The sequence below is a fragment of the Halomonas sp. A11-A genome (assembly GCF_003182195.1).
Lineage (GTDB): Bacteria > Pseudomonadota > Gammaproteobacteria > Pseudomonadales > Halomonadaceae > Halomonas > Halomonas alkalicola.
This window is the reverse complement of sequence record NZ_QGTM01000007.1, coordinates 39,883-63,020: the sequence shown is the minus strand read 5'-3', so window position 1 is coordinate 63,020 and position 23,138 is coordinate 39,883. Positions and strand designations below refer to the sequence as shown.

Genomic DNA, 23,138 nt, shown 5'->3' with positions numbered 1-23,138 from the left:
GAGACCCGCTCGAGGCGCCCCCGCCCGACAGGCCGAGGCGGCCCCCGCTAGCGGCCGAGTGCCGGCTCGGGGCGGGTGATGATCCACAGGCCGAGCAGGGAGAGCCCGCCGATCAGCGCCAGCTTGAGCCACAGCAGGCTGACGGTGAGTGCCAGCACCAGCATGGAGAAGGCGAGCATGCCGGCGGCCAGGCACTTGGCATGGCGGGGAATCGCCCGCTCCCCTTCCCAGGCCACCACGGTGGGGCCGAAGCGCGGGTGCGCGCGGATCCACAGGGCGAAGCGGGGCGAACCCCTCGAGGCGGCCCACACCGCCAGCAGCATGAAGCAGGTGGTGGGCATCAGCGGCACGAAGACGCCGATCACGCCCAGGCCGAAGCTGACCCAGGCGATGGCGATATAGACCAGACGTGCAAGCGTCGACATCCTGCGCTCCCTTGGCGACCTGACTTCATTGAAGACCAACCGGGAGCGTCTGGCCAATCGCCATGGGCTATGGGGCCCTTAGTCGCGGAAGTTGTCGAACTGCAGCGGCAGGTCGGGGCCACCCTCGCCGCGCAGCAGCGCCATCACCGCCTGCAGGTCGTCGCGCTTCTTGCCGGTGACGCGCACCTTCTCACCCTGGATCTGCGCCTGGACCTTGAGCTTGGACTCCTTGATGCGCTTGACGATCTCCTTGGCCTCCTTCTGGTCGAGGCCCTGCTTGAGGGTCACCTCCTGGCGGGCCCGCACCCCGGAGAGCACCGGCTCCTGGACGTCCATGCAGCGGGCGTCGATGCCGCGGCCGATCAGCTTTCCGCGCAGCACGTCGAGCATCTGCTTGAGCTGGAAATCCACCTCGGCCTCCAGCGAGACCGTCTCGCCGTTGAGTTCGAAGCTGGCGGTGACGCCCTTGAAGTCGAAACGGGTCTGGACCTCACGATTGGCCTGGTCCACGGCGTTGCTGGCCTCATGGCCGTCGAATTCGGAGACGATATCGAAGGAGGGCATGGCGGCTCCTGACTGTGGTTGGGAAGACGCCAGGATTCTATCAGCCCGCGCCGCTCTCCGCGCCTGCCGGCAGCGCCTCGAGTGCCTTGACCATCTGCCAGCCGGCACAGCCGTCCTCGTAGTACTCCGGCAGCCAGCGCTCCAGGCGAAAGCCCATGCGCCGATAGAGCCCCAGCGCTACCCGGTTGTCGGCACGCACCTCGAGCCCCAGCAGCGCACTGCCCCGTGCCCTGGCCTCGCCCTCCAGGCACTCGAGCAGCTGACGGCCGAGTCCAGTGCCGCGGGCCTCGGGATGCACGCAGAAGGAGTAGAGCCGCGCCCGGCGGCTGCCGTGGCGAAACAGCAGAATGCCGTAGCCCAGCAGGCGCGCCGGCGAGAGGTCCTCGGCCTCGCGCTCGACCACCCAGGTCGCGGCGTGGGCGCGGTTGAGCAGGTGCCAGAGCTGGCGGCGGCTGAAGCGGTCGCCGGTAAAGGCGCTCTGCTCCAGGCGATGGAGGGCGTCCAGATCCTGGGGCGTGGCCGGACGCAGTCGGGTGGTCATGGGGAGCTCCTGTGTCGATGGCGGTGATTCTGCGCAGCCCGGCCACGGCTGTCAGCGGCCAGCAACATGAAATCTTTTCACTGTGCCGGCCGATTGTCCGCCGCCGCCCCCTGCCGCATGCTGGGCGCGTTGTCTCCCCCTCTCCCTCTGTCCGGAAAGCGCCCCATGTGTCCCTTGCGAATCGTCGTCGACCGCCTCGACGACTGGCAGCCCTACTACCCCTCCGAGGACCTGATCACCGCCGCCGACTTCCTGGCCCAGGATCGCCGCCACCGGGCGAGCGAGGAGCAGGACCGCACCACCCACGTGCTCAACCTGTGCGGCGAGCTCGATTACCTCGACAGCGGCTACTATGTCTCGCTGCTGGCCCAGGCCCGCGGTCAGCGGGTGCTGCCCACGGTGGAGACCCTCAACGAGCTGTCGCGCAAGGCGCTGATCGACCTGCAGCTGGACACCCTGGCACCGCTGCTCGGCGAGCTGGCCCGTGATGGCGCCCTGCCCGGCGATGCCCTGACCCTGCGGGTGCTGTTCGGCGAGTGCCGCGAGCCGGCGCTGGCGCGGCTCGCCCGCAAGCTGTTCGAGCGCCTGCCCTGCCCGCTGCTCGAGGCCAAACTGGTGCGCCGCCACGACCTCTGGCGGCTGGCACGCCTGCGCCCGCTGCGCCTGCGCGACCTGGCTGCGGACGAGCAGGACCTCTTCGCCAGCGCCCTGAACCGCCACTCGCGCCAGGTCTGGCGCACCCCCAAGGCGCGCCGCCGCTACCGCTTCGACCTGGCCATCCTGGTCGACCCGAAGGAGGCACTGCCGCCCAGCAACCGCAGTGCCCTCAAGGCCTTCATCCGCGCCGGGCGCAAGCAGGGTATCGACGTGTCGCTGATCACCCGCCGCGACGCCGGGCGGCTGGCCGAGTTCGACGGCCTGTTCATCCGCGAGACCACGGCGCTGGACCACCACACCTATCGCATGGCGCGGCGCGCCGAGCACGAGGGGCTGGTGGTGATCGACTCGCCCCGGGACATCCTGCGCTGCACCAACAAGGTCTACCTGCACACCCTGCTGCGGGCCCGCGGCGTGCCGGCGCCGGAGGGGGTGCTGCTGCAGCGCGGCGATCGCCGCCCCCTGGCCGAGCGGCTCGGGCGTCTCGCCTTTCCGCTGGTGCTCAAGGTGCCGGACGGTGCCTTCTCCCGCGGCGTGGTCAAGGTGACCGACCAGGCCCAGCTCGAGCGCGAGGCCGCCCGCCTGTTCCGGGACTCCGCCCTGCTGCTGCTCCAGGAGTGGCTGCCCACCGAGTACGACTGGCGCATCGGCGTGCTGGACGGCCAGGTGCTGTTTGCCAGCCGCTACTACATGGCCCGCGGCCACTGGCAGATCTACGACCACTCCGGCGCCCGGGTGAAGAGCGGCGGCTTCACCACCCATGACCCCGCCGAGGCGCCGCCGGCGGTGATCAAGGCGGCGCTCAAGGCGTGCCGGCTGATCGGCAATGGCTTCTACGGCGTCGACCTCAAGCAGGCCGGCGAGCGGGTGGTGGTGATCGAGGTCAACGACAACCCCAACGTGGATGCCGGCATCGAGGATGCGGTACTCGGCCGCACTCTCTATGAGCGCATCATGGGGGTGTTCCTGGCCCGCATGGAGGCGCGGGTGCGCCAGGGTGGCTGACGCGACCGGGCGGTTGGCGTAAGCTAGCCACCTTGGACAAACCCTGTACAGATACGGAGCCCCGATGAACGATCGCGACACCCGCCACCAGCAGGCGATGCAGAAACTCAAGGCCCACGTCGACGGCAAGGTCGCCGCCGCCACCGAGCAGCGCGGCCTGCTGCTGGTCTTCACCGGCAACGGCAAGGGCAAGACCACCGCCGCCTGGGGCACCGTGACCCGGGCCCTCGGCTACGGCTACCGGGTGGGGGTGGTGCAGTTCATCAAGGGCATGTGGGAGTGCGGCGAGCGCGAGCGGCTGGCCGAGGACCCCAACCTGGAGGTGGCCATCATGGCCACCGGCTTCACCTGGGACACCCAGAACCGCGAGGCCGACACCGCCGCCTGCCGGAAGGTGTGGGTGGAGGCCGAGCGCATGCTGGCCGACCCCGGGGTCTATCTGGTGGTGCTCGACGAGCTCACCTACATGCTCAAGTTCGGCTACCTGGATATCGAGACGGTGAAGCGCGCCATCGAGAACCGCCCGCCGGAGCAGACGGTGATCATCACCGGGCGCAACGCCCACCGCGAGCTCACCGCCATGGCCGACACCGTGACCGAGATGCAGGAGGTACGCCACGCCTTCAACGCGGGGGTACAGGCACGCCGCGGCATCGACTACTGACGCTGAAACGCGCCTGAATGTCGGAAGGCCCCGCTGTAGCGGGGCCTTCCGTTGGCTGCCTGCCCTCCGGCCACAGGGTGGCCGGAGAGCGGCGACGCTCAGCCCTCGAAGGGGTTGCGCAGCACGATGGTCTCGTTGCGGTCGGGACCGGTGGAGATGATGTCGATGCTGACGCCGACCTTCTCCTCCAGGTAGCGGATATAGGCCTGGGCGTTGGCCGGCAGTTCCTCGACGCGCTGGGCGCCCAGGGTCGACTCGCTCCAGCCCGGCAGGTCCTCGTAGAGCGGCTCGATGGCCTCATAGCCCTCGGAGTCCACCGGGGTGTCGAGCACATCGCCATCCTTGCTGCGATAGCCCACGCAGACGCGGATGTTCTCGAGGCCGTCGAGCACGTCGAGCTTGGTCAGGCAGATGCCCGAGACCGAGTTGATCTGCACCGCATGGCGCAGGGCCACGGCGTCGAACCAGCCGCAGCGGCGCGGGCGGCCGGTGGTGGCGCCGAACTCGTGGCCACGCTCGGCCAGGTGACGGCCGTGGTCATCGAACAGCTCGGTGGGGAACGGGCCGGAGCCGACCCGGGTGGTGTAGGCCTTGGTGATGCCCAGCACGTAGTCCAGGTAGAGCGGGCCGACGCCGGAACCGGTGGCGGTACCGCCGGCGGTGGTGTTGGAGCTGGTCACGAAGGGGTAGGTGCCGTGGTCGATGTCCAGCAGCGAGCCCTGGGCGCCCTCGAAGAGGATGTTTTCGCCCGCCTTGCGGTAGTCGTGGACCAGGCCCACGGTGTCACACACCATGGGGCGCAGCTCCTCGGCCATCTCCATGGCGCTGTCCAGCACCTGCTGGAAGTCCACCGGCTGCTCGCCGTGGTAGTTGACCAGCACGAAGTTGTGGTAGTCGAGCACCTCGCCGAGCTTGGAGGCGAAGCGCTCGCGGTGCAGCATGTCGCCCAGGCGCAGGCCGCGGCGGGCCACCTTGTCCTCGTAGGCCGGGCCGATGCCGCGCCCGGTGGTGCCGATCTTGGCCACGCCGCGGGCCTTCTCACGGGCCTGGTCGAGGCGCACGTGGTAGGGCAGGATCAGCGGACAGGCCGGCGACAGACGCAGGCGCTCACGCACCGGCACGCCCTTGGCCTCCAGCTCGCGGATCTCCTTGATCAGCGCGTCAGGCGAGAGCACCACGCCGTTGCCGATCACGCAGGTCTTGTCCTTGCGCAGGATGCCGGAGGGAATCAGGTGCAGGACGGTCTTCTCGCCGTCGATCACCAGGGTGTGGCCGGCGTTGTGACCGCCCTGGAAGCGCACCACGGCGGCGGCGGATTCGGTGAGCAGGTCGACGACCTTGCCCTTGCCCTCGTCACCCCACTGGGTGCCCAGTACGACTACGTTCTTGCCCATTGCTCTCTCGTCTCTCGTTGCCGCGCGGCGGCAGGCCGTCGCGCCCAAGGTTTAACCCAGTCTACAGTGCCACGGCCTGCCAGTGGCCATCGATCAACACCAGCTCACGGTCGCAGCGATGCTCGGCCGGTCCGGTGCGCTGCCCCGGCAGGGCCTGGACCACCCGCTCGCCCTGCCCGCGCAGGGCCACCACGGTCTCGTGCAGGCCCTCGCCCTCGGCCGGCGCCCAGATGCCGTCGCACGGCGGCTCCGAGGGGCTGAGCCCCGCCAGCAGCTTGAGGTCCATGGAGAAGCCGGTGGCCGGCCGGGCGCGCCCGAAGGCGCGTCCGGTGTCGTCATAGCGGCCGCCCTTGGCCAGCGCCTGGCCGTAGCCGGGCACATAGGCGGCGAACATCATGCCGGTATGGTAGGCGTAGCCGCGCAGCTCGCCCAGGTCGAAGTAGGGCGCCACCTCCGGGTGGCTGGCCAGCACGCCCTGATGCAGGGCGCGCAGCTGCTCCAGCGCCGCGCCCACGGCGGCGGGCGCCTCGGCGAAGGCCTCGCGGGCCTCCTCGAGCACCTCGGCACCGCCGTGCAGGCGGCCCAGCGCCAGGAACATCTCGGCCAGGGCCGGATCCTCGACGCTCTCGGCGACCCGCTCGGCGATCTCGCCGGGGCTCTTCAGCTCCAGGGCCTCGAACAGGGCTCGCTCGGCGTCGCCCGCCAGGCCCGCCGCCTCCACCAGGCTGCGGTAGATGCCGATATGGCCCAGCGCCAGGTGAATCTCGCCGGCGCCGGCGGCGGTAAGGCTGGCCAGCGCCAGGTGGAGGATCTCCAGGTCCGCCTCGATGCCGGCGTGGCCGAACAGCTCCACCCCCACCTGCACCGGGCTGCGGCCGCCCTGGTGCTGGTCGGCGGTGGCCCGCAGCACGTTGGTGCAGTAGCAGAGGCGCACCGGCCCCTGGCGCTTCAGGGAGTGGGCGTCCATGCGCGCCACCTGGGGGGTGACGTCGGCACTGATGCCCATCATGCGTCCGGTGAGCTGGTCGGTGAGCTTGAAGGTCTGCAGGGCCAGGTCGGAGCCGGTGCCGGTGAGCAGGGAGTCGAGAAACTCCGCGGTGGGCGGCATCACCTGGTCGTAGCCCCAGCGGTGGTAGAGGTCGAGCAGCGCGCGGCGCAGCTCCTCCATCCGGCTTGCCTGAGGCGGCAGCACCTCGTCCATGCCGTCGGGCAGCAGCCAGCGGTCAGCGATGGTCATGTGAATCATCCTGCAAGGCAGTGAAAATGGCCGTGAAACCGTATGTCAGGCGCTCGAGCCGAGGCCTCGGCGAGCGTCTCACCTAAGACCTAAGACAGGGCCTACGCGGACAAGGCCTGCGCGGTCTTGCGACAGGCGGCCACAAAAAAACCGGGCCACGCCCGGTTACAGGAGTCTACCACGTTTGCGCCGGGGATGAACCCCGGCGCGTCTCGCTGTCACTCCACGCCGGAGGGCATGGCGCTCTTCAGGTAGCGGAAGAAGTCGCTGGAGGGATCCAGCACCAGCATATTGCCGTCACCCTGGAAGCTCTCGCGGTAGGCGTTCAGGCTGCGCCAGAAGACGAAGAACTCCTGGTCCTGGGAGTAGGACTCCGCGAAGATCGCCGCGGCCTCGGCATCACCCTCACCGCGCAGGGTCTCGGCCCGCTCGGTGGCCTGGGCCAGCAGCACCTGGCGACGACGGTCGGCGTTGGCGCGGATGCGCTCGGACTCTTCCTGACCCTGGGCGCGCCACTCGCGGGCCTCCCGCTCACGCTCGGAGCGCATGCGCTCGAAGACCGCGGCGGAGACATCGTCGGGCAGGTCGATGCGCTTGACGCGCACGTCGACGATAGCGACACCCAGCTCCTCGCGCAGCAGGGCATCGAGGTCCTGGGTCGGGCCGATCATCAGGTCGTCGCGGCGCTCGGCGATGATCTGCTGGAGGTCCAGGCGACCGAACTCGTTACGCAGGCTCTCGTCGACCCGCGGCTGGATCAGGCGCACGGCCATCATCTCGTCGCCGGCGGTGGCCTCGTAGTAGCGGGTCGGATTGACCACCTGCCACTTGACGTAGGAGTCGACGATCACCGCCTTCTGCTCCAGGGTCAGGTAGCGGCTGGTGTCGGTGTCCAGGGTCAGCACCCGGGTGTCGAACTTGCGCACCGTCTGGGTGATCGGCACCTTGAAGTGCAGGCCCGGCTGGATGTTCTCCTCGATGACCTCACCGAAGCGCAGCTTGACGGCACGTTCGGTCTCGTCGACCACGTAGAGGCTGTTGCTGGCCAGCCAGGCCACGGCGGCCAGGCCGCCGACGATGAGCAGGGAACGATTGTTGATCATTTAGCGGCCCTCCCTGCGGATTCCACTGTTGCTGCTGGAGCTCGTCCCGGTCTGGCCGGAGCGCAGGCGCTCAAGCACCCGCGGATCGAGCTCGCCTTCCTCGCCCAGGCGCTCACCGGAGGACGCACCTGCCGAACCACCGCCGTTGCCCATCTGGTCGAGGGGCAGGTACATCAGCGGGCTGTCGTCGGCGACATCCACCAGCACCTTGGACGTGCTGCCGAACACCTCGGCGATGGCGTCCAGGTAGAGACGCTCGCGCATGATCTCCGGCGACTGCTGGTACTGGGAGAGCAGCGCGTTGAAGCGGTTGGCCTGACCACGCGCCTCGGCCACCACCGATTCACGGTAACCCTGGCCCTGCTCGACCAGGCGCTGTGCCTGACCCTGGGCCTCGGGGATGATGGCGTTGGCGTAGGCCATGCCCTGGTTGATGGTCCGCTGGCGGTCCTCGCGAGCCCGGATGACATCATCGAAGGCGTCGATGACCGGGGCCGGGGCCGAGGTGGACTCGATGTTGATGGTCTGCAGGCGGATGCCGGTGCCGTAGCTGTCCAGGTAGGACTGCAGGCGGCTGGACACGGAGCTGCCGAGGATCTCACGACCCGAGGTCAGGATCTCGATCATGTCGGTGCCGCCGACCACGTGACGCAGAGCGGAATCCAGCGCATTCTCGATGGAGAGCTGGGGGTTGCGCACGTTGAGCACGAAGTCGCGGGGGTTGGCCACCTGATACTGGGCCGAGATCTCGACCTCGACGATGTTCTCGTCGCGGGTCAGCATCGACTGGGTCTGGGTCAGCGAGCGCACGCGGGTCACGTTGACCATGCGCACGTCGTCGATCAGCGGCGGGTTCCAGTGCAGGCCGGGGCTGACCACTTCCTGGAACTTGCCGAAGCGCAGCACCACACCCCGCTCGGACTGGTCCACCAGGTAGAAGCCGGTGGCCGCCCAGATCGCCAGCGCCACCACGATCAGCAGGCCCGGCAGCGCGAAGGTGTTGCGCGGCTTGCCGCCACCTCCCTTGCCGCCCTTGCTGCCGCCGCCCTTGCCGCCACGGCCGCCGAGCATGCCGTTGAGCTTGTCCTGAAACTTCTTCAGGGCCTCATCGAGGTCGGGTGGGCCCTGGTTGCCGCCGCGGTTGCCACCGCCGCCACCATTGCCACCGCCTCCGTTGCCGCCGCGTCGGCCACCACCACTCCAGGGGTCGTGCTGGTTGCCACCGCCACCAGGCTCATTCCAGGCCATAGGTCTTCTCCACTATGCGTTTCTGCCCCGACCGGCAAGCCGGCCGGGGCCTCGGTTGCGATCCTGTCGGCGCCCCGCCATCCGGGACGGTGGCGCCCGTCGTCCATGTCGTCGTTGTTATCAGCCAGCCGCCCGTTGCTAGCCCGCCCCCTGCTCTTCCCAGGCCTCGCGGTCGCGCAGGGCCTCGGGGAGATACTCATCGGCGTGCTCGCCGAGTCGCGACATCAGCTGCAGGAAGTCGCGCCGCGGCAGGCGCACCTGCAGCCGGGTATCGCCCTGCTCGTCGAAGGCCTCTTCACGCACTGCCCCCAGTTCGTGAAGGGCCGCACGCAGGCGGCCCTGGGCCGGCCCCAGGCTGAGGGAGAAGTCGAGGACGTCGTCCGCCAGCCGCTCGGCCAGGGCCTGGGCCAGCAGGTCCAGCCCCCTGCCCTCCTGCGCCGAGAGCCACACCACCTCGGGGCGCCCCTCGCCGTCGCGCTCGATGCGCGGCGCACTGTCGAGCAGGTCGATCTTGTTCATCACCTTGAGCACCGGCACCTCGAGGGCGCCGATCTCGTCGAGCACCAGCTCGACCTGCTGGACGTTGAGCTCGCGGTCCGGGTCGGCGGCGTCGATCACGTGCACCAGCAGGGTCGCCTCGGCGGCCTCCTGCAGGGTGGCACGAAACGCCTCCACCAGCTTGTGGGGCAGATGGCGGATGAAGCCGACGGTGTCGGCCAGCACCACCGGGCCCACGTCCTCGACCTCCAGGCGCCGCAGCGTCGGGTCGAGGGTAGCGAAGAGCTGGTCGGCCGCATAGACCTCGGAGGAGGTCAGGGCGTTGAAGAGCGTTGACTTGCCCGCGTTGGTGTAGCCCACCAGGGAGACGCTGGGAATCTCGGCCCGGGCCCGGGAGCGACGGTTCTGCTCGCGCTGGCCGCGCACCTTGTCGAGGCGCTTGTGGATCGACTTGATGCGGGCGCGCAGCAGGCGGCGGTCGGTCTCCAGCTGGGTCTCGCCGGGACCGCGCAGTCCGATACCGCCCTTCTGGCGCTCCAGGTGGGTCCAGCCGCGTACCAGGCGGGTCGACATGTATTCCAACTGGGCGAGCTCCACCTGCAGCTTGCCCTCGTGGGTACGCGCCCGCTGGGCGAATATATCGAGGATCAGGCCGGTGCGGTCGAGCACCCGGCACTTGAGCTCACGCTCGAGATTGCGCTCCTGGGAGGGGCTCAGGGCGTGGTTGAAGATCACCAGCTCGGCACCGTGCACCGTCTTGGCCTCGCGGAGCTCCTCCAGCTTGCCGGAGCCCACGAAGGTACGCGGATCCGGCCGCTGACGGCTGCCGGTCAGCAGGGTGGCCGGCACGGCGCCGGCGGAGCGGACGAGCTCGAGGAACTCGCCTGCATCCTCGCGCTTCTGTTCGTCCTGGAAGTCCACATGGACGAGGACGGCCGTTTCACCGGCGTCGGGGCGTTCAAAAAACAATCACTACCTCACTGACTGTCCTGCGGCGCGGCAGGGTCCTGGGCCGGCAGACGCACGTTGCGTGACGGCACCACGGTGGAGATGGCGTGCTTGTAGACCATCTGGCTCACGGTGTTGCGCAGCAGGATGACGAACTGGTCGAAAGATTCGATCTGGCCCTGCAGCTTGATGCCGTTGACCAGGAAAATCGATACCGGGATGCGCTCCTTGCGCAGGATGTTCAGGTACGGATCTTGAAGGGACTGCCCTTTGGACATGTTGCTCTCCCTGAAATTGTCTCTGGGGTTGATGTTATTTCGTGGCGTACTGCTGTTGCCTCACTGGCATCGCCGACGCCGCGAGGGGCCCGGCTACCCGGCTCGTGAAAGGCGTATCATACGCTAAGTGCCGAAATCGCGCACGAGTTTCAGCACTTCGCCCAGGGGGTCAGGCCCCAGGCTGTCGACCCAGGCAAGCCCCTCCCAGCTGCGCATCCAGGTCAGCTGGCGCTTGGCCAGCTGGCGGGTCGCGACGATACCGCGATGGCGCAGGGTCTCGCGATCATACTCGCCGTCGAGATAGGCCCAGACCTGGCGATAGCCGACGCTCTTCATCGATGGCAGCTCCGGGTGCAGATCGCCGCGCGCCTTGAGTGCCGCCACCTCCTCGATGAAGCCGCCCGACAGCATGGCCGCAAAACGGTGGGCGATGCGCTCGTGCAGCACGGCGCGATCCGCCGGGGCGAGCCCTATCGACAGCGTGCGCCAGGGAAAGGTTTCAGGCCGCTGCTCGGCCCACAGCTCGCTCAGCGGCCGGCCGCTGAGCCGATACACCTCCAGCGCCCGCATCAGCCGCTGGGGATCGTTGGGGTGGATGCGGGCCGCCGAGGCCGGATCGACCCGGGCGAGCGCCTGGTGCAGGGCGGCAAGGCCATGTGCCGCAGCCTCGGCCTCAAGCTCGGCGCGCACCGCCGGATCCGAGGAGGGCAGGTTGGCCACCCCGTGCAGCAGCTGCTTCAGGTACATCATGGTGCCGCCGACCAGCAGCGGCACCCGGCCTGACGCCGTGATCTCGGCCATCTCGCGCAGGGCATCCTCGCGGAAATCCGCCGCCGAGTAGGGTTCGGCGGGGTCGAGGATGTCGATCAGCCGATGGGGCGCCCGGGCGAGCTCCTCCGCGGAGGGCTTGGCGCTGCCGATATCCATACCGCGGTAGACCATGGCGGAGTCGACGCTGATCAGCTCGCAGCCGAGCCGCTCGTGGAGCGCGATGGCGAGGTCGGTCTTGCCGGCGGCGGTGGGCCCCACCAGCAGGATGGCGGGAGGACGGGTATCTGACATCGGGCCTCTCAAGCTGGGCGAAGAGAAGCTGATCCGGCGTCAGGCCGTCGAGGAGGCGCTGTGAACCCATCCCTGGGCGCTACCGATGCCATCCCTGGCATAGGACCTCCTCTTCGGCCTGCCCCCGGCGCTTCTCGCCACGCGGGTGGAAAACGTTTACCTACTGCCCCCTCATGAAGAGGCGGTCCAGGTCCTTCATGCTCATCTCGGTCCAGGTGGGGCGGCCGTGGTTGCACTGGCCGCTGCGCTCGGTGCGCTCCATGTCGCGCAGCAGGGCGTTCATCTCGGCCAGGCTCAACTGGCGATTGGCACGCACGCTGCCGTGGCAGGCCATGGTCGCCAGCAGCTCGTTGACGTGGGCCTCGATACGGTCCGAGCGGCCGTAGCGCTCGAGGTCCCCCAGCATCTCGCGGATCAGGGGCTCCACGTCGGCGTCGATCAGCAGCGCCGGCAGCTGGCGCACCAGCAGGGTCTCGGGGCCGGCCACGTCGAGCTCGACACCGAAGCGGGCAAAGGCCTCGCGCTCCGCCTCGGCGGTGGCCACCTCGGCCGGGCTGGCGGCCAGCGACACCGGCACCAGCAGCGGCTGGGCATCGAGACGCCCACCGTGCACCTGGGTCTTCATGCGCTCGTAGACGATGCGCTCGTGGGCGGCGTGCATGTCCACCAGGATCAGGCCGCGCTCGCTCTGGGCGAGGATATAGACGCCATGCAGCTGGGCGATGGCGTAGCCCAGCGGGGGCGCCCGGGTGTCGTCGGCCTCCGGCAGCACCGGGCGGTGGGCCTCCTGCAGGGTCCGGCGCTCGGCCAGGGCCACCTCGGCGGCCGCACCCCCGACCCCGGCGCCCGGAGCGGCGGGCTGCGGCGTCAGCAGCATCTCCTCGTGACCGGGATGCAGCGCCCGATAGCCCTCCATGAAGGCGCGGACGCGATCGGGCGTCACCCGCTCGCCCTCCTCCCGGCCCGGCAGCGCCATAGGCTGCTGCTGCCAGCGCCCGGCGCTCTCGCGCACCTGCCCTGCCTCAGCGGTGCGCGGCGTCTCATCCGCAGCGACAGGTTCCCGGGCCTCTTCCAGGTCATGGCCGGCCCCCGGCTGGCCGGCCCCCGGCTGGCCGGCCCGCGCCTCCCCCAGGGCGCGATGCAGGCTGGAGAAGAGGAAGTCGTGGACCAGGCGGCCGTCGCGGAAGCGCACCTCGTGCTTGGTGGGGTGGACGTTGACGTCCACCACCGACGGCTCCACCTCCAGATAGAGCACGAAGACCGGATGGCGCCCGCTGAACAGCACGTCGCGGTAGGCCTGGCGCACGGCATGGGCCACCAGGCGGTCGCGCACCACCCGGCCGTTGACGAAGAAGTACTGCTGGTCGGCCTGGGCCCGGGAGTGGGTCGGCAGGCCCACCCAGCCCCACAGGCGCAGCCCCGAGGCCGCAAGGTCCAGGTGCAGGGCGTTCTCCAGGAAGGCACGGCCGAGCAGCGAGGCGATGCGCCGCTCGCGGGAGGCCTGGTCCTCGCCGGGACGCAGCTGGTGGAGGGTCTTCTGGTTGTGGCGCAGCGTCCAGCCGATGTCGTAGCGGGAGAGCGCCTGGCGGCGGAAGGCCTCCTCGACGTGGCCGAACTCGGTCTTCTCGGTGCGCAGGAACTTGCGCCGCGCCGGGGTATTGAAGAAGAGGTCGCGCACGGTCACCGAGGTGCCGCGGGCGTGGGGGGCCGGGCTGACCCGCGGCTCCATGTTGCGCCCCTCGGCCACCACCCGCCAGCCGGCGGTGGGGTCCTCATCGGCGTTGGAGACCAGCTCCAGGCGCGATACCGAGCTGATCGAGGCCAGCGCCTCGCCGCGAAAGCCGAGGCTCGCCACGCCCTCGAGCTCCTCCAGGGAGACGATCTTGCTGGTGGCGTGGCGCGACAGCGCCAGCGGCAGGTCGGCCTCGCCGATGCCGCTGCCGTCGTCGCGCACGCGAATCAGGCGCGTGCCGCCGGCCTCGAGCTCGACCTCGATGCGGCGGCTGCCGGCATCGATGGCGTTCTCGACCAGCTCCTTGACCACCGAGGCGGGGCGTTCCACCACCTCGCCGGCGGCGATCTGGTTGGCCAGCCTCGGGTCGAGGACCCGGATGGGGCGCGGTTCGCTCATATCACTGCCTGCCCTTCGTTTCAGGAGCGCGGGATGCGCAGTACCTGTCCCACACGGATCACGTCGCCATTGAGCTCGTTGGCCTGCTTGAGCCGATCCGTGGAGACGTTGTGCCGGGCGGCGATCTGCGAGAGCGTATCGCCGGGTTGGATGCGGTACTCGTTGCCGCCGGTGGTGCGGTTGTTGTCGCGCTGCCAGGCCAGCAGGCTGGCCGGCGGCGGGTTGCGCCGGAAGTGATCCTGCAGGCCCGCGAAGATTGCCCGGGCCAGGCCCTGCTGATGGTTCGGATCGCGCAGCCGGCGCTCCTCGTCCGGGTTGGAGATGAAGCCGGTCTCGATCAGTAGCGACGGGATATCCGGCGACTTCAGCACCATGAAGCCGGCCTGCTCCACCCGGTTGCGATGCAGGCGGTTGACCCGGCCCAGCTGGTCGAGCACCTGGCCGCCGATGGAGAGCGAGTCGTTGAGGGTGGCGGTCATGGTCAGGTCGAGCAGCACGCCGCGCAGCACCTCGTCCTTGTCCTTGAGGGAGAGGTTGCCGTCGACGCCGCCGATCAGGTCGGCGCGGTTCTCGCTGGCCGCCAGCCACTGGGCGGTCTCCGAGGTGGCGCCACGCTGGGAGAGTGCATAGACCGAGCTGCCCTGGGGACGGGGGCTGGTGAAGGCGTCGGCGTGGATGGAGACGAAGAAGTCGGCCTTCTGGTCCCGGGCGATCTGGGTGCGCTGGCGCAGGCCGATGTAGTAGTCACCGTCGCGGATCATCACCGCCCGGAACCCCTCCGCCTCGTCCACCAGCCGCTGCAGGCGCCGCGAGATCTGCATCACCACGTCCTTCTCACGGGTGCCGCCGGGGCCGATGGCCCCGGGATCCTCGCCGCCGTGGCCGGGGTCGATGGCGATGATGATATCGCGCCGGGGATGGGGCTGGGCCTGCTGCAGGGCCACCGCCGGCTCCGGGCTCACCTGGGCCGGGGCACCGCTCGATTCGGCGCGGGCGCGGTTGGTGGCGATCTCCTGCTCGCGGATCATCGCCTCGATGGGGTCGATGGGGTCCTGCACGGCGCTCTCGCCGGGGTACTCGAGATCCACCACCAGGCGGTGGCCATACTGGTCATTGGGCGCCAGGGTGAAGTGGCGGGGCTCCACGTCGCGCTCGAGCTCCAGCACCACGCGCAGGCCGTTGCCGTCGCGCGTACCGCTGCGAATGCGGCTGATGGCGCTGCCGGCGAGGTCGATGCCGGCCAGGTCGGCGGCCATGCGGCTGTCGTCGAGGTCGATCACCAGGCGCCGCGGGTTGTCGAGCGCGAAGATATTGGCCTGGGTCGGCGAGGCGAGGTCGAACACCAGGCGGGCATGGTCCGGCGCCGCCCACAGGCGCACGTTCTCCACCTCGGCGGCCTTGAGGCCTGCCAGGGGAAGCCACAGCAGGGTAGCGGCCAGCAGGCCGCGAAGTAGCCACTTGCTCATGGTGCGGTGTCGCCTCCCCTGGCGTCATCGGGTTCCTTGCGGAGGCTGGCGGCCAGCTCCGGCATGGCCGCCAGCCTGGCCAGCAGCTGCTCGCCCCGCGCGGTGAAGGCCTCGAGCCGAGCCTCCCGGCCCACCTCGGCCAGCGACAGGGCGATGCGCAGATCGGGCTCGGGCAGCCAGCCCTCGCCGCGCCCGGGCCACTCCACGAGGCACAGGACATCCTCGCCCAAGAGGTCGCGCCCCCCAATGAACTCCAGCTCCTCGGGGTCACCCAGCCGATAGAGGTCGAAATGGTGGACCCGCACCCCGTCCAGCTCATAGGGCTCCACCAGGGTATAGGTGGGGCTCTTCACGGCGCCACGGTGGCCATAGGCCCGCAGCACGCCGCGGGCCAGGGTGGTCTTGCCGGCGCCCAGCTCCCCCTCGAGATAGACCAGGCCACGCCCCTCCAGGGCCCGCCCCAGGCACTCGCCCAGGCTCACCTGGCGCGCTTCATCATCGAGTCGCAGCAGCATCGTCACCGCCCATCGTCGGGTTGACCAGAATTCGCGCATAGGATGCCAGATCACCGGCCAGCAGACCACGCTCCCCGGCCTTCGCCGCGGCGAGATCCGCGGCCCGGGCATGCACCAGCACACCCAGGCGGGCCGCGGCCTCCAGCGGCACCCCCTGGGCCAGCAGCGCGCCGAGCATGCCGGAGAGCGCATCGCCCATCCCGCCGCTGGCCATGCCGGGGTTGCCGAAGGGGCAGACGGCAAGCCCCGCGGGCCCCGCCACCAGGGTACCGGCCCCCTTGAGCACCACCACGCCGCCGAAGCGCTCGCGCAGCGCCAGGGCCGCGGCGGGGCGGTCTGCCTCCACCTCGGCAGCCGTGCCGCCGAGCAGGCGGGCCGCCTCGCCGGGGTGAGGGGTGAGGATCCAATCGTCGCGGGTGTGCCCTGAAAAGCGCGCCGCCAGCAGGTTGAGGCCATCGGCATCCACCACCAGCGGCCGGCCGGACGCCAGCGCCGCCTGCAGCACGCCCTGGCCCCAGCTGCCCTGCCCCAGGCCCGGGCCCACCACCAGCGCGTCGGCCTGGCGAGGCAGCTCGCCGAGATCGCCGGCCCCGCGCACCCCGTGGGCCATCACCTCGGGGCTGCGAACCAGGCTTGCCGTAACGTGCTCGGGCGCGGTGGCCAGGCTCACCTTGCCGGCCCCCAGCCGGGCGCTCGCCTCGGCGGCGAGCAGCGCCGCCCCGCCGAAGCCCGGCGCGCCGCCCAGGATCAGCACATGGCCGCAGTCGCCCTTGTGGGCGGTCCGCCGCCGCGGCGGCAGCCAGGCCCGGATCAGCGCTTCCTCCAGCCGCCATGCCGCCGGCACCAGGTCCTCCTCGGCCCCGGCATCCACGCCCAGCGCGCGAAAATGGTGTTCGCCGACGTGATCCGCCGCCGCCCCGGTGTGGAGCCCCAGCTTGTCGCCGATGAAGGTGACCGTCGCGGTGGCACGCACCGCCTCCCCCAGCACCGCGCCGGTGTCGGCATGCAGCCCGGAAGGGATATCGACGGCGTACACCGGCCGGCCCGAGGCATTGATGGCGGCGATGGCTTCCCGGAAGGCGCCGCGCACCTCCCCGGTGAGCCCGGTGCCGAGCAGCGCATCCACCACCAGCTCCCCCTCCAGCGCCATGCCGGCGCGCCACGGCTCGGCGCCCACGCCGGCCGCCGTGGCCATGTCGGCGGCCAGCCGGGCGTCGCCTGTGAGCTCATCGACGCCCTTGAGCAGGATACGCTGCACGGCCAGGCCCTCGGCGGCGGCCAGGGCCGCGAGCACATGGCCATCGCCGCCGTTGTTGCCGGCACCGCACAGCACCGTGAGCCGACGCACGCCGGGCCAGCGCTCGCGCAGCAGCTGCCAGGCGGCGGCCGAGGCCCGCTGCATCAGGGCGAAGCCGGCGATACCGCCGGCGATGGTGCGCCGGTCGAGCTCGCGCACCTGTTCGGCGCGGTAGAGGGGGAGCAGGGTCTCGTCAGACATCCGGTGTCTCCTGGCGGGGGGTTGCTTTACCATCAGTGTGTCGTTTCCCGGCCCCGGCGCCAATCGCCAGGCCTCACTTGCCCGGTATTTTCGCGATCATGAGCCACTCCCCCCGCCCCGCCGACCTCACCGCCCTGGCCGAGCGCATCAAGGCCTGGGGCCGCGAGCTCGGCTTTCAGCAGCTCGGCATCACCGACGTGGACCTGGCCGAGGACGAGGAGCGCCTGGCGCGGTGGCTGGATGCCGGCTTCCACGGCGAGATGGGCTTCATGGCCAAGCACGGCACCAAGCGCACCCGTCCCGCGGAGCTGGAGCCGGGGACGGTCCGGGTGATCAGCGTGCGGCTGGACTACCTGCCCGCCGAGGTGGAAACGGCCAAGGTGCTGGGCCAGCCCGAGCGCGCCTATGTGTCGCGCTACGCCACCGGCCGCGACTACCACAAGCTGATGCGCAAGCGCCTGGCGACCCTGGCCCAGCGGATCGAGGCCGAGGTGGGCCCCATCGGCTACCGTGCCTTCGTGGACTCCGCCCCGGTGATGGAGCGGGCGCTGGCGCGCAAGGCGGGGCTCGGCTGGTTCGGCAAGAACGCCATGCTGCTCAACCCGAAGGCCGGCTCGCTCTTCTTCCTGGGGGAGCTCTACACCGACCTGCCGCTGCCGGTGGACCCGCCCTTCGAGGACGAGCACTGCGGCAGCTGCAGCGCCTGCCGCACCGCCTGCCCCACCGGTGCCATCGTCGCTGACCGGGTGGTGGACGCCCGGGCCTGCATCTCCTACCTCACCATCGAGCTCCACGGCGCTATCCCCGAGCACTACCGGAAAGCCATGGGCAACCGGGTGTTCGGCTGCGACGACTGCCAACTGGTCTGCCCCTTCACCCGCTTCACGCGAACGACTCGGGAGCCGGACTTCGCGCCCCGCCACGACCTGGACCGCGCCAGCCTGCTGGCACTCTTCGCCTGGGGGGAGGAGGAGTTCCTGGAGAAGACCGCCGGCAGCCCGCTGCGCCGCATCGGCTACGAGCGCTGGCTGCGCAACCTCGCCGTGGGGCTGGGCAACGCGCCCTGGAGCGAGGCGGTGGAGGCCGCCCTCGGGGCGCGGCTGCCCTACCCCTCCGACCTGGTGCGCGAGCACGTGCGCTGGGCGCTGGCCCGCCAGCGCGAGAAGCGCCGGGCGCTGATCGCCAGCGGCTGACCTACTCCTCCTCATCGCTCCACTGGCCCGGCAGGCGCAGGAAGGTCTCGCGGTAGTGGGCAAGCTCGGCGATGGACTCCTTGATGTCATCCATGGCCAGGTGAACGTTGCGCTTCTGGAAGCCCGCCATGGCGCCGGGGTTCCAGCGCCTGGCCAGTTCCTTGAGGGTCGAGACGTCCAGGTTGCGGTAGTGGAAGAAGGCCAGCAGCTCGGGCATCTCCCGCTCCATGAAGCGACGGTCCTGATGCACGCTGTTGCCGCACATGGGCGAGGTACCGGGCGCCACGTGCTCGCGCAGGAACTCGAGAGTACGGCGCTCGGCTTCGGCGGTGTCGACGGTGCTCGCCTTGACCCGCGCGGTCAGCCCCGACTCGCCGTGGGTCCTGGTGCACCACTCGTCCATGGCCTCTAGCAGGTCGCTGGGCTGGCTGACGGCGATCACCGGGCCCTCGGCCACGACGTTGAGCTCGGCATCGGTGACCAGGGTCGCCACCTCGATGATCCGCTCCTTCTCCGGGTCGAGCCCGGTCATCTCCAGGTCGATCCATACCAAGCGGTTCTGGCGCGGATCCTTGGGTTCGCTGCGCTGGCTCATCGCTATTCCTTGGGTGAGGTCCTTGGGTGAGTTCCTTGCATGGCACCGCGGCTCGCGACAGCGGGCGCCCAGGGTGAGTACAATGATCGACATTGTAACGAGCTTCGGCCCCCCATGAGCAAACGCAAGTTGAACCGCCAGCAGCGCTGGCGCATCGAGAAGATCCAGGCCGAACGGGCCGCCCGGGCCGCCCGGCTCGACGAGAAGGACAGCGAGAAGCTGGCCGCCGGCGAGTACGGTCCCGAGCAGCCCGGCCGGGTCGTGGCCCATTTCGGGCGCACCCTGGACGTGCGCCCAGAGGGGGGTAGCGAGCCGGTGCGCTGCCACCTGCGCGCCAACCTGGAGGGCCTGGTCACCGGTGACCGGGTGATCTGGCGCGGCCGTCAGGACACCGAGGGCGCCATCGTGGAGGGCGTAGTGGTGGCCCGCGGCGAGCGGGACAGCGTGCTGGAACGCCCCGACGCCCGCGGCCAGCTCAAGCCAGTGGCCGCCAACATCGACCAGATCCTGATCGTCTTCGCCGTGGAGCCCGAGCCCCACCCCAACCTGATCGACCGCTACCTGGTGGCCGCCGAGGCCACCGGCATCGCCCCGGTGCTGGTGCTCAACAAGATCGACCTGCTGCCCGAGGGCGGCGGCGAGCTGATGGCGCTGCTGCATCGCTACGAGGCGCTGGGCTACCCGGTGGTGGCCAGCACCACCGAGCGCGAGGACGGCCTCGACGCCCTGCACGACCGGCTGTCCGGGCGCACCTCGGTGTTCGTGGGCCAGAGCGGCGTGGGCAAGTCGTCTCTGATCGACCGCCTGCTGCCCGACGAGGAACTGCGCATCGGCGCGCTGTCCAAGGACAGTCGCAAGGGCACCCATACCACCACCACGGCGCGCCTCTACACGCTGCCGAGCGCCGTGGAGGCAGAGCTGATCGACTCGCCCGGGATCCGCGAGTTCGGCCTCGGCCACCTCGACGAGCAGCAGGTCGCCGAGGGCTTCATCGAGTTCCGCGACCTGCTGGGGCACTGCCGCTTCCGCGACTGCCGCCACCGCCAGGAGCCCGGATGCGCGCTGCTCGCGGCGCTGGAGCGGGGCGACATTCATCCCGAGCGCTTCGCCAGCTACCGACGCATCCTCGACACGCTCGAATCGGGTTTCTAGACCCCGGGTTTGTAGAACGGGTTTGTAGAACAAGGAAATAGGAGAGCCGCCATGAGTTCCGAAGCCAACCTGCTGCCGCTGATCATCGAGCCCGAGCGGCTCGCCGAGCACCTGGACGAGCCGTCGCTGCTGATCATCGACGTGCCGCTCAAGGCCGAGAGCTACGCCGAGGGCCATGTGCCCGGCGCCATCTTCCTCGACAAGGCGCGCCTGATGCGCGGCTCGGGCGAGGTCCCCTGCCTGGAACCCACCGTTGCGCAGCTCTCCGCACTGTTCAGCGAACTGGGCCTGACCCGCGACACCCACGTGGTGGCCTACGACGACGAGGGCGGCGGCTGGGCCGGCAGGCTGCTGTGGACCCTGGAGCTGATCGGCCACACCCGCTACTCCTACCTCAACGGCGGCATCCATGCCTGGCGCCAGGATAGCCTCCCGGTGGAGACCGCGCCCCATGCCCCCACCCCCAGCGCCTACGAGGCGGAGATCCTCCACCCCGAGGTGGTCATCGACCGCGTCGAACTCGTCGAGCGCCTCGGCGAGAAGGGCTTCGCCATCTGGGACGCCCGTTCGCCCGAGGAGTACCGCGGCGAGAAGGGCGATAACCGGCAGCTGGGCCATATCCCCGGCGCGGTGAACATGGAGTGGACCCGCGCCATGGACCCGGAACGCGGCCTGCGCATCCGCGACTACGCCGAGCTCGTCACCGAGCTGGAGGCGCTGGGCCTGACCCCGGACATGGAGGTCGCCACCCATTGCCAGAGCCACCACAGAAGCGGCTTCACCTGGCTGGTGGGCCGTGCGCTGGGCTTCGAGAAGATCCGCGGCTACGCCGGCTCCTGGAAGGAGTGGGGCAACCGCGACGACACCCCGATCGAGAAATAACCCTCAACGCTTGCCACAGGAATGCCCTTGTCACTCTCCCGGCTCTTTGCCCTGATCCAGTACCCGCTGCCCCACCACTTGCTCTCGCGACTGGTGGGGCGCCTCGCCGACTGCCGCACCCCCTGGCTGAAGAACGCCCTGGTGCGGCGCTTCATCCGCCAGTTCAAGGTCGACATGAGCGAGGCGGCCAACCCCGACCCGACGGCTTATGCCACCTTCAACGACTTCTTCACCCGGGAGCTGAAGGCCGACGCTCGCCCCCTCGGCGAGGGGGTACTGAGCCCCGCCGACGGCAGGCTCTCCCAGTTCGGCCCGCTCACGGCCGGCCAGCTGCTCCAGGCCAAGGGCCACCGCTTCTCGGCCATGGACCTGCTGGGCGGCGACGGCGAGGCCGCGCGCCGCTATCTGGGCGGCAGCTTCGCCACCGTCTACCTCTCCCCCAGCGACTACCACCGGGTGCACATGCCCGTGGCCGGCACCCTGACCGAGATGGTCTACGTGCCGGGGCGGCTCTTCTCGGTCAATGCCGCCACCACCGAGCACGTGCCCAACCTCTTCGCCCGCAACGAGCGGCTGGTGTGCCACTTCGACACCGAACACGGGCCCATGGCGCTGGTGCTGGTGGGAGCGATGATCGTCGCTGCCATCGAGACGGTATGGGCCGGGCAGATCACCCCACTGCCCCGCGGCGGCGTGCAGCGCATCCGCTTCGATACCCCGGTGCACCTGGAACGCGGCGCGGAGATGGGCCGCTTCAAGCTCGGCTCCACGGTAGTAATGGCGCTCAGTGAGCCGGTGGCCTTCGCCGACGGCCTCGAGCCCGGCGCCAAGGTGCAGATGGGGCAATCGCTGGGGGCGTTCCCCTCCTCATAGCGAGGGGCGCCGGGGACAGGCCGAAGAGGGGGTCCTACGCCAGGGAGGGCGTCGGTAGCGTACAGGGAGGTATTCACAGCGCCCCCTCGTAGGGCTGTCGACGGATCAGCCCCGAGCGGTGCAGATCCACGCCGCCTGGGAATCTTGCTAGCAGCGCGGCGTGGCGAAGGCCATTACCTCCGCCACGCTGTCACGGCCCAGCGCCAGCTGAATCAGCCGGTCGATACCCAGGGCCACCCCGCTCCCCTCAGGCATGCCATGGGCAAGCGCCGCCACCAGGCGCCGGTCGATGTCCACCTCCGGCAGCCCCGCCGCCCGCCGTGCGGCGTTGTCCTCATCGAAGCGCGCCGCCTGCTCGGCGGCGTCGGTCAGCTCGTCGTAGCCGTTGGCGAGCTCCAGCCCCTCGAGGTAGAGCTCGAAGCGCGAGGCCACCCACTCCCCGTCCTCCGGATCGCGGTGGCGTCGGGCCAGCGCCGCCTGGCTGGCCGGGTAGTCCACCACCACCTCGATGCCCTCGCGGCCCAGCCCCGGCTCGATCACGAGACTCATCAGCAGGTCGAGGCAGTCGTCGCGGGGGGCGTTGTCCATGGCCAGTCCGCCCTTGTCGGCGGCCAGCCGGCGCAGCTCGGCCAGGGGGGCGGTGAAGGGGTCGATGGCAAGCGCCTCGCGAAACAGTGTCCGGTAGCGGCGACGGCGCAGCGGCACTGCATCGCCCCCCGCCTCACTCGCCGGCCCCCGACCCAGCACTCGGCTCACAAGTGCGGCCGTCTCCTCGATCAGCTCGTCGAGGGTAAGGCCAGGGCGGTACCACTCCAGCATGGTGAACTCAAGGTTGTGGCGCCGCCCCACCTCACCGTCGCGAAAGCAGCGCGCCAGCTGGAAGATCGGCCCGGCGCCCGCTGCCAGCAGCCGCTTCATGGCGAACTCCGGCGAGGTCTGCAGCCACAGCCGCTCGCGCCCCGCCGGCGTGGTCGCCCGGGCCGAGAGCGAGGCCAGGTGCAGGTCGGTGCTGCCGCCGTGGCCCAGTACCGGCGTCTCCACCTCCAGCACGTCGCGCTCGGCGAAGAAGGCCCTCACCTCAGCCAGCAGCCGCGCCCGCTCGCGCAGGGTCGCCATGGTGGCAGTGGGCTGCCAATCGATCTCTTGCATGGTCGTCACCATCGAAAACGCCGAGCCCAACAGGACTCGGCGTTGAAACAGCTAGGCACC

Annotated in this window: 22 protein-coding genes; 6 read left to right on the top strand and 16 right to left on the bottom strand. The window is 70.1% G+C overall.

The genetic code is table 11. From position 1 onward, the window contains the following. Positions 1 to 47 precede the first annotated feature (47 nt). The 3 genes from DER72_RS07320 to DER72_RS07310 all read right to left on the bottom strand — a co-directional run bounded on the left by DER72_RS07320 (position 48) and on the right by DER72_RS07310 (position 1,530). Complete coding sequence (locus DER72_RS07320; protein ID WP_110069342.1) at positions 48 to 425, bottom strand: YbaN family protein; 378 nt, start codon at positions 423 to 425, stop codon at positions 48 to 50. 78 nt (positions 426 to 503) lie between these two features. Beyond that, positions 504 to 989, bottom strand: coding sequence for a YajQ family cyclic di-GMP-binding protein (locus tag DER72_RS07315; protein WP_110069341.1), 486 nt, complete (start codon positions 987 to 989; stop codon positions 504 to 506). 40 nt (positions 990 to 1,029) lie between these two features. After that, complete coding sequence (locus DER72_RS07310) at positions 1,030 to 1,530, bottom strand: N-acetyltransferase (RefSeq protein WP_110069340.1); 501 nt, start codon at positions 1,528 to 1,530, stop codon at positions 1,030 to 1,032. A 165-nt stretch (positions 1,531 to 1,695) separates the two neighbouring features. Between DER72_RS07310 and DER72_RS07305 the strand changes: the two genes are divergently transcribed. Together DER72_RS07305 and cobO are read left to right on the top strand one after the other, a co-directional pair. Further along, a complete protein-coding gene (locus DER72_RS07305; protein ID WP_110069339.1) occupies positions 1,696 to 3,192 on the top strand; it encodes a RimK family protein in 1,497 nt (498 codons plus the stop codon). A gap of 64 nt (positions 3,193 to 3,256) precedes the next feature. Further along, positions 3,257 to 3,856, top strand: coding sequence for a cob(I)yrinic acid a,c-diamide adenosyltransferase (gene cobO, locus DER72_RS07300; RefSeq protein WP_110069338.1), 600 nt, complete (start codon positions 3,257 to 3,259; stop codon positions 3,854 to 3,856). A gap of 98 nt (positions 3,857 to 3,954) precedes the next feature. On the opposite strand, the gene DER72_RS07295 is transcribed toward cobO, so the two are convergent. The 11 genes from DER72_RS07295 to DER72_RS07245 form a co-directional block, all read right to left on the bottom strand. Further along, on the bottom strand, positions 3,955 to 5,250 hold the full coding sequence (locus DER72_RS07295) for an adenylosuccinate synthase (RefSeq protein WP_110069337.1): 1,296 nt from the start codon (positions 5,248 to 5,250) through the stop codon (positions 3,955 to 3,957). A 61-nt stretch (positions 5,251 to 5,311) separates the two neighbouring features. Continuing rightward, a complete protein-coding gene (locus DER72_RS07290) occupies positions 5,312 to 6,487 on the bottom strand; it encodes an ATP phosphoribosyltransferase regulatory subunit (RefSeq protein ID WP_110069336.1) in 1,176 nt (391 codons plus the stop codon). Between the two features lie 218 nt (positions 6,488 to 6,705). Then, positions 6,706 to 7,590 carry a protease modulator HflC gene (gene hflC, locus DER72_RS07285; RefSeq protein ID WP_110069335.1) on the bottom strand — a complete coding sequence of 295 codons (885 nt, stop codon included), beginning with the start codon at positions 7,588 to 7,590 and terminating at the stop codon, positions 6,706 to 6,708. Further along, a complete protein-coding gene (gene hflK / locus DER72_RS07280) occupies positions 7,591 to 8,838 on the bottom strand; it encodes an FtsH protease activity modulator HflK (RefSeq protein WP_110069334.1) in 1,248 nt (415 codons plus the stop codon). A 138-nt stretch (positions 8,839 to 8,976) separates the two neighbouring features. Then, positions 8,977 to 10,305, bottom strand: coding sequence for a ribosome rescue GTPase HflX (gene hflX, locus DER72_RS07275; RefSeq protein ID WP_110069333.1), 1,329 nt, complete (start codon positions 10,303 to 10,305; stop codon positions 8,977 to 8,979). Positions 10,306 to 10,313: 8 nt separating this feature from the next. After that, positions 10,314 to 10,562 (bottom strand): RNA chaperone Hfq, encoded by a 249-nt coding sequence (gene hfq, locus DER72_RS07270; RefSeq protein WP_110069332.1) that lies wholly within the window; start codon positions 10,560 to 10,562, stop codon positions 10,314 to 10,316. A gap of 123 nt (positions 10,563 to 10,685) precedes the next feature. Then, entirely contained in the window at positions 10,686 to 11,624 is a 939-nt protein-coding gene (gene miaA / locus DER72_RS07265) for a tRNA (adenosine(37)-N6)-dimethylallyltransferase MiaA (protein ID WP_110069331.1), read from the bottom strand. Positions 11,625 to 11,784: 160 nt separating this feature from the next. Then, the gene (gene mutL / locus DER72_RS07260; RefSeq protein ID WP_110069330.1) at positions 11,785 to 13,755 is read right to left on the bottom strand and encodes a DNA mismatch repair endonuclease MutL; all 1,971 of its coding nucleotides are present in this window, start codon (positions 13,753 to 13,755) and stop codon (positions 11,785 to 11,787) included. Between the two features lie 20 nt (positions 13,756 to 13,775). Continuing rightward, entirely contained in the window at positions 13,776 to 15,221 is a 1,446-nt protein-coding gene (locus tag DER72_RS07255) for an N-acetylmuramoyl-L-alanine amidase (protein WP_110069329.1), read from the bottom strand. Continuing rightward, positions 15,218 to 15,736 (bottom strand): tRNA (adenosine(37)-N6)-threonylcarbamoyltransferase complex ATPase subunit type 1 TsaE, encoded by a 519-nt coding sequence (gene tsaE, locus DER72_RS07250; protein WP_110069328.1) that lies wholly within the window; start codon positions 15,734 to 15,736, stop codon positions 15,218 to 15,220. Before tsaE ends, DER72_RS07255 begins: the two co-directional genes overlap by 4 nt. Next, positions 15,717 to 17,234, bottom strand: coding sequence for an NAD(P)H-hydrate dehydratase (locus DER72_RS07245; RefSeq protein WP_110069327.1), 1,518 nt, complete (start codon positions 17,232 to 17,234; stop codon positions 15,717 to 15,719). Before DER72_RS07245 ends, tsaE begins: the two co-directional genes overlap by 20 nt. Positions 17,235 to 17,332: 98 nt before the next feature. Between DER72_RS07245 and queG the strand changes: the two genes are divergently transcribed. After that, positions 17,333 to 18,427, top strand: a complete 1,095-nt coding sequence (gene queG / locus DER72_RS07240; RefSeq protein WP_110069326.1) for a tRNA epoxyqueuosine(34) reductase QueG — start codon at positions 17,333 to 17,335, stop codon at positions 18,425 to 18,427. A gap of 1 nt (position 18,428) precedes the next feature. On the opposite strand, the gene orn is transcribed toward queG, so the two are convergent. Next, entirely contained in the window at positions 18,429 to 19,022 is a 594-nt protein-coding gene (gene orn, locus DER72_RS07235; protein WP_110069325.1) for an oligoribonuclease, read from the bottom strand. A 114-nt stretch (positions 19,023 to 19,136) separates the two neighbouring features. On the opposite strand from orn, the gene rsgA reads away from it, so the two are divergent. From rsgA to asd, 3 genes are read left to right on the top strand one after another with little or no spacing between them, the layout of a single operon-like run. Continuing rightward, entirely contained in the window at positions 19,137 to 20,174 is a 1,038-nt protein-coding gene (gene rsgA / locus DER72_RS07230) for a small ribosomal subunit biogenesis GTPase RsgA (protein WP_110069324.1), read from the top strand. 51 nt (positions 20,175 to 20,225) lie between these two features. After that, positions 20,226 to 21,056: a sulfurtransferase gene (locus tag DER72_RS07225; protein ID WP_110069323.1), complete on the top strand. Its 831-nt coding sequence runs from the start codon at positions 20,226 to 20,228 to the stop codon at positions 21,054 to 21,056. A 27-nt stretch (positions 21,057 to 21,083) separates the two neighbouring features. Then, positions 21,084 to 21,929 (top strand): archaetidylserine decarboxylase, encoded by an 846-nt coding sequence (asd, locus tag DER72_RS07220; protein ID WP_375153267.1) that lies wholly within the window; start codon positions 21,084 to 21,086, stop codon positions 21,927 to 21,929. 147 nt (positions 21,930 to 22,076) lie between these two features. On the opposite strand, the gene epmA is transcribed toward asd, so the two are convergent. Then, positions 22,077 to 23,078 (bottom strand): EF-P lysine aminoacylase EpmA, encoded by a 1,002-nt coding sequence (gene epmA / locus DER72_RS07215; protein WP_110069321.1) that lies wholly within the window; start codon positions 23,076 to 23,078, stop codon positions 22,077 to 22,079. Positions 23,079 to 23,138: the final 60 nt, after the last annotated feature.

Bases quoted from the DNA above. Each gene is read 5' to 3' on its own strand.
- DER72_RS07320 (WP_110069342.1), bottom strand. From the start codon at position 425: ATGTCGACGCTTGCACGTCTGGTCTATATCGCCATCGCCTGGGTCAGC.
- DER72_RS07315 (WP_110069341.1), bottom strand. From the start codon at position 989: ATGCCCTCCTTCGATATCGTCTCCGAATTCGACGGCCATGAGGCCAGC.
- DER72_RS07310 (WP_110069340.1), bottom strand. From the start codon at position 1,530: ATGACCACCCGACTGCGTCCGGCCACGCCCCAGGATCTGGACGCCCTC.
- DER72_RS07305 (WP_110069339.1), top strand. From the start codon at position 1,696: ATGTGTCCCTTGCGAATCGTCGTCGACCGCCTCGACGACTGGCAGCCC.
- cobO (WP_110069338.1), top strand. From the start codon at position 3,257: ATGAACGATCGCGACACCCGCCACCAGCAGGCGATGCAGAAACTCAAG.
- DER72_RS07295 (WP_110069337.1), bottom strand. From the start codon at position 5,250: ATGGGCAAGAACGTAGTCGTACTGGGCACCCAGTGGGGTGACGAGGGC.
- DER72_RS07290 (WP_110069336.1), bottom strand. From the start codon at position 6,487: ATGACCATCGCTGACCGCTGGCTGCTGCCCGACGGCATGGACGAGGTG.
- hflC (WP_110069335.1), bottom strand. From the start codon at position 7,590: ATGATCAACAATCGTTCCCTGCTCATCGTCGGCGGCCTGGCCGCCGTG.
- hflK (WP_110069334.1), bottom strand. From the start codon at position 8,838: ATGGCCTGGAATGAGCCTGGTGGCGGTGGCAACCAGCACGACCCCTGG.
- hfq (WP_110069332.1), bottom strand. From the start codon at position 10,562: ATGTCCAAAGGGCAGTCCCTTCAAGATCCGTACCTGAACATCCTGCGC.
- miaA (WP_110069331.1), bottom strand. From the start codon at position 11,624: ATGTCAGATACCCGTCCTCCCGCCATCCTGCTGGTGGGGCCCACCGCC.
- mutL (WP_110069330.1), bottom strand. From the start codon at position 13,755: ATGAGCGAACCGCGCCCCATCCGGGTCCTCGACCCGAGGCTGGCCAAC.
- DER72_RS07255 (WP_110069329.1), bottom strand. From the start codon at position 15,221: ATGAGCAAGTGGCTACTTCGCGGCCTGCTGGCCGCTACCCTGCTGTGG.
- tsaE (WP_110069328.1), bottom strand. From the start codon at position 15,736: ATGCTGCTGCGACTCGATGATGAAGCGCGCCAGGTGAGCCTGGGCGAG.
- DER72_RS07245 (WP_110069327.1), bottom strand. From the start codon at position 17,234: ATGTCTGACGAGACCCTGCTCCCCCTCTACCGCGCCGAACAGGTGCGC.
- queG (WP_110069326.1), top strand. From the start codon at position 17,333: ATGAGCCACTCCCCCCGCCCCGCCGACCTCACCGCCCTGGCCGAGCGC.
- orn (WP_110069325.1), bottom strand. From the start codon at position 19,022: ATGAGCCAGCGCAGCGAACCCAAGGATCCGCGCCAGAACCGCTTGGTA.
- rsgA (WP_110069324.1), top strand. From the start codon at position 19,137: ATGAGCAAACGCAAGTTGAACCGCCAGCAGCGCTGGCGCATCGAGAAG.
- DER72_RS07225 (WP_110069323.1), top strand. From the start codon at position 20,226: ATGAGTTCCGAAGCCAACCTGCTGCCGCTGATCATCGAGCCCGAGCGG.
- epmA (WP_110069321.1), bottom strand. From the start codon at position 23,078: ATGCAAGAGATCGATTGGCAGCCCACTGCCACCATGGCGACCCTGCGC.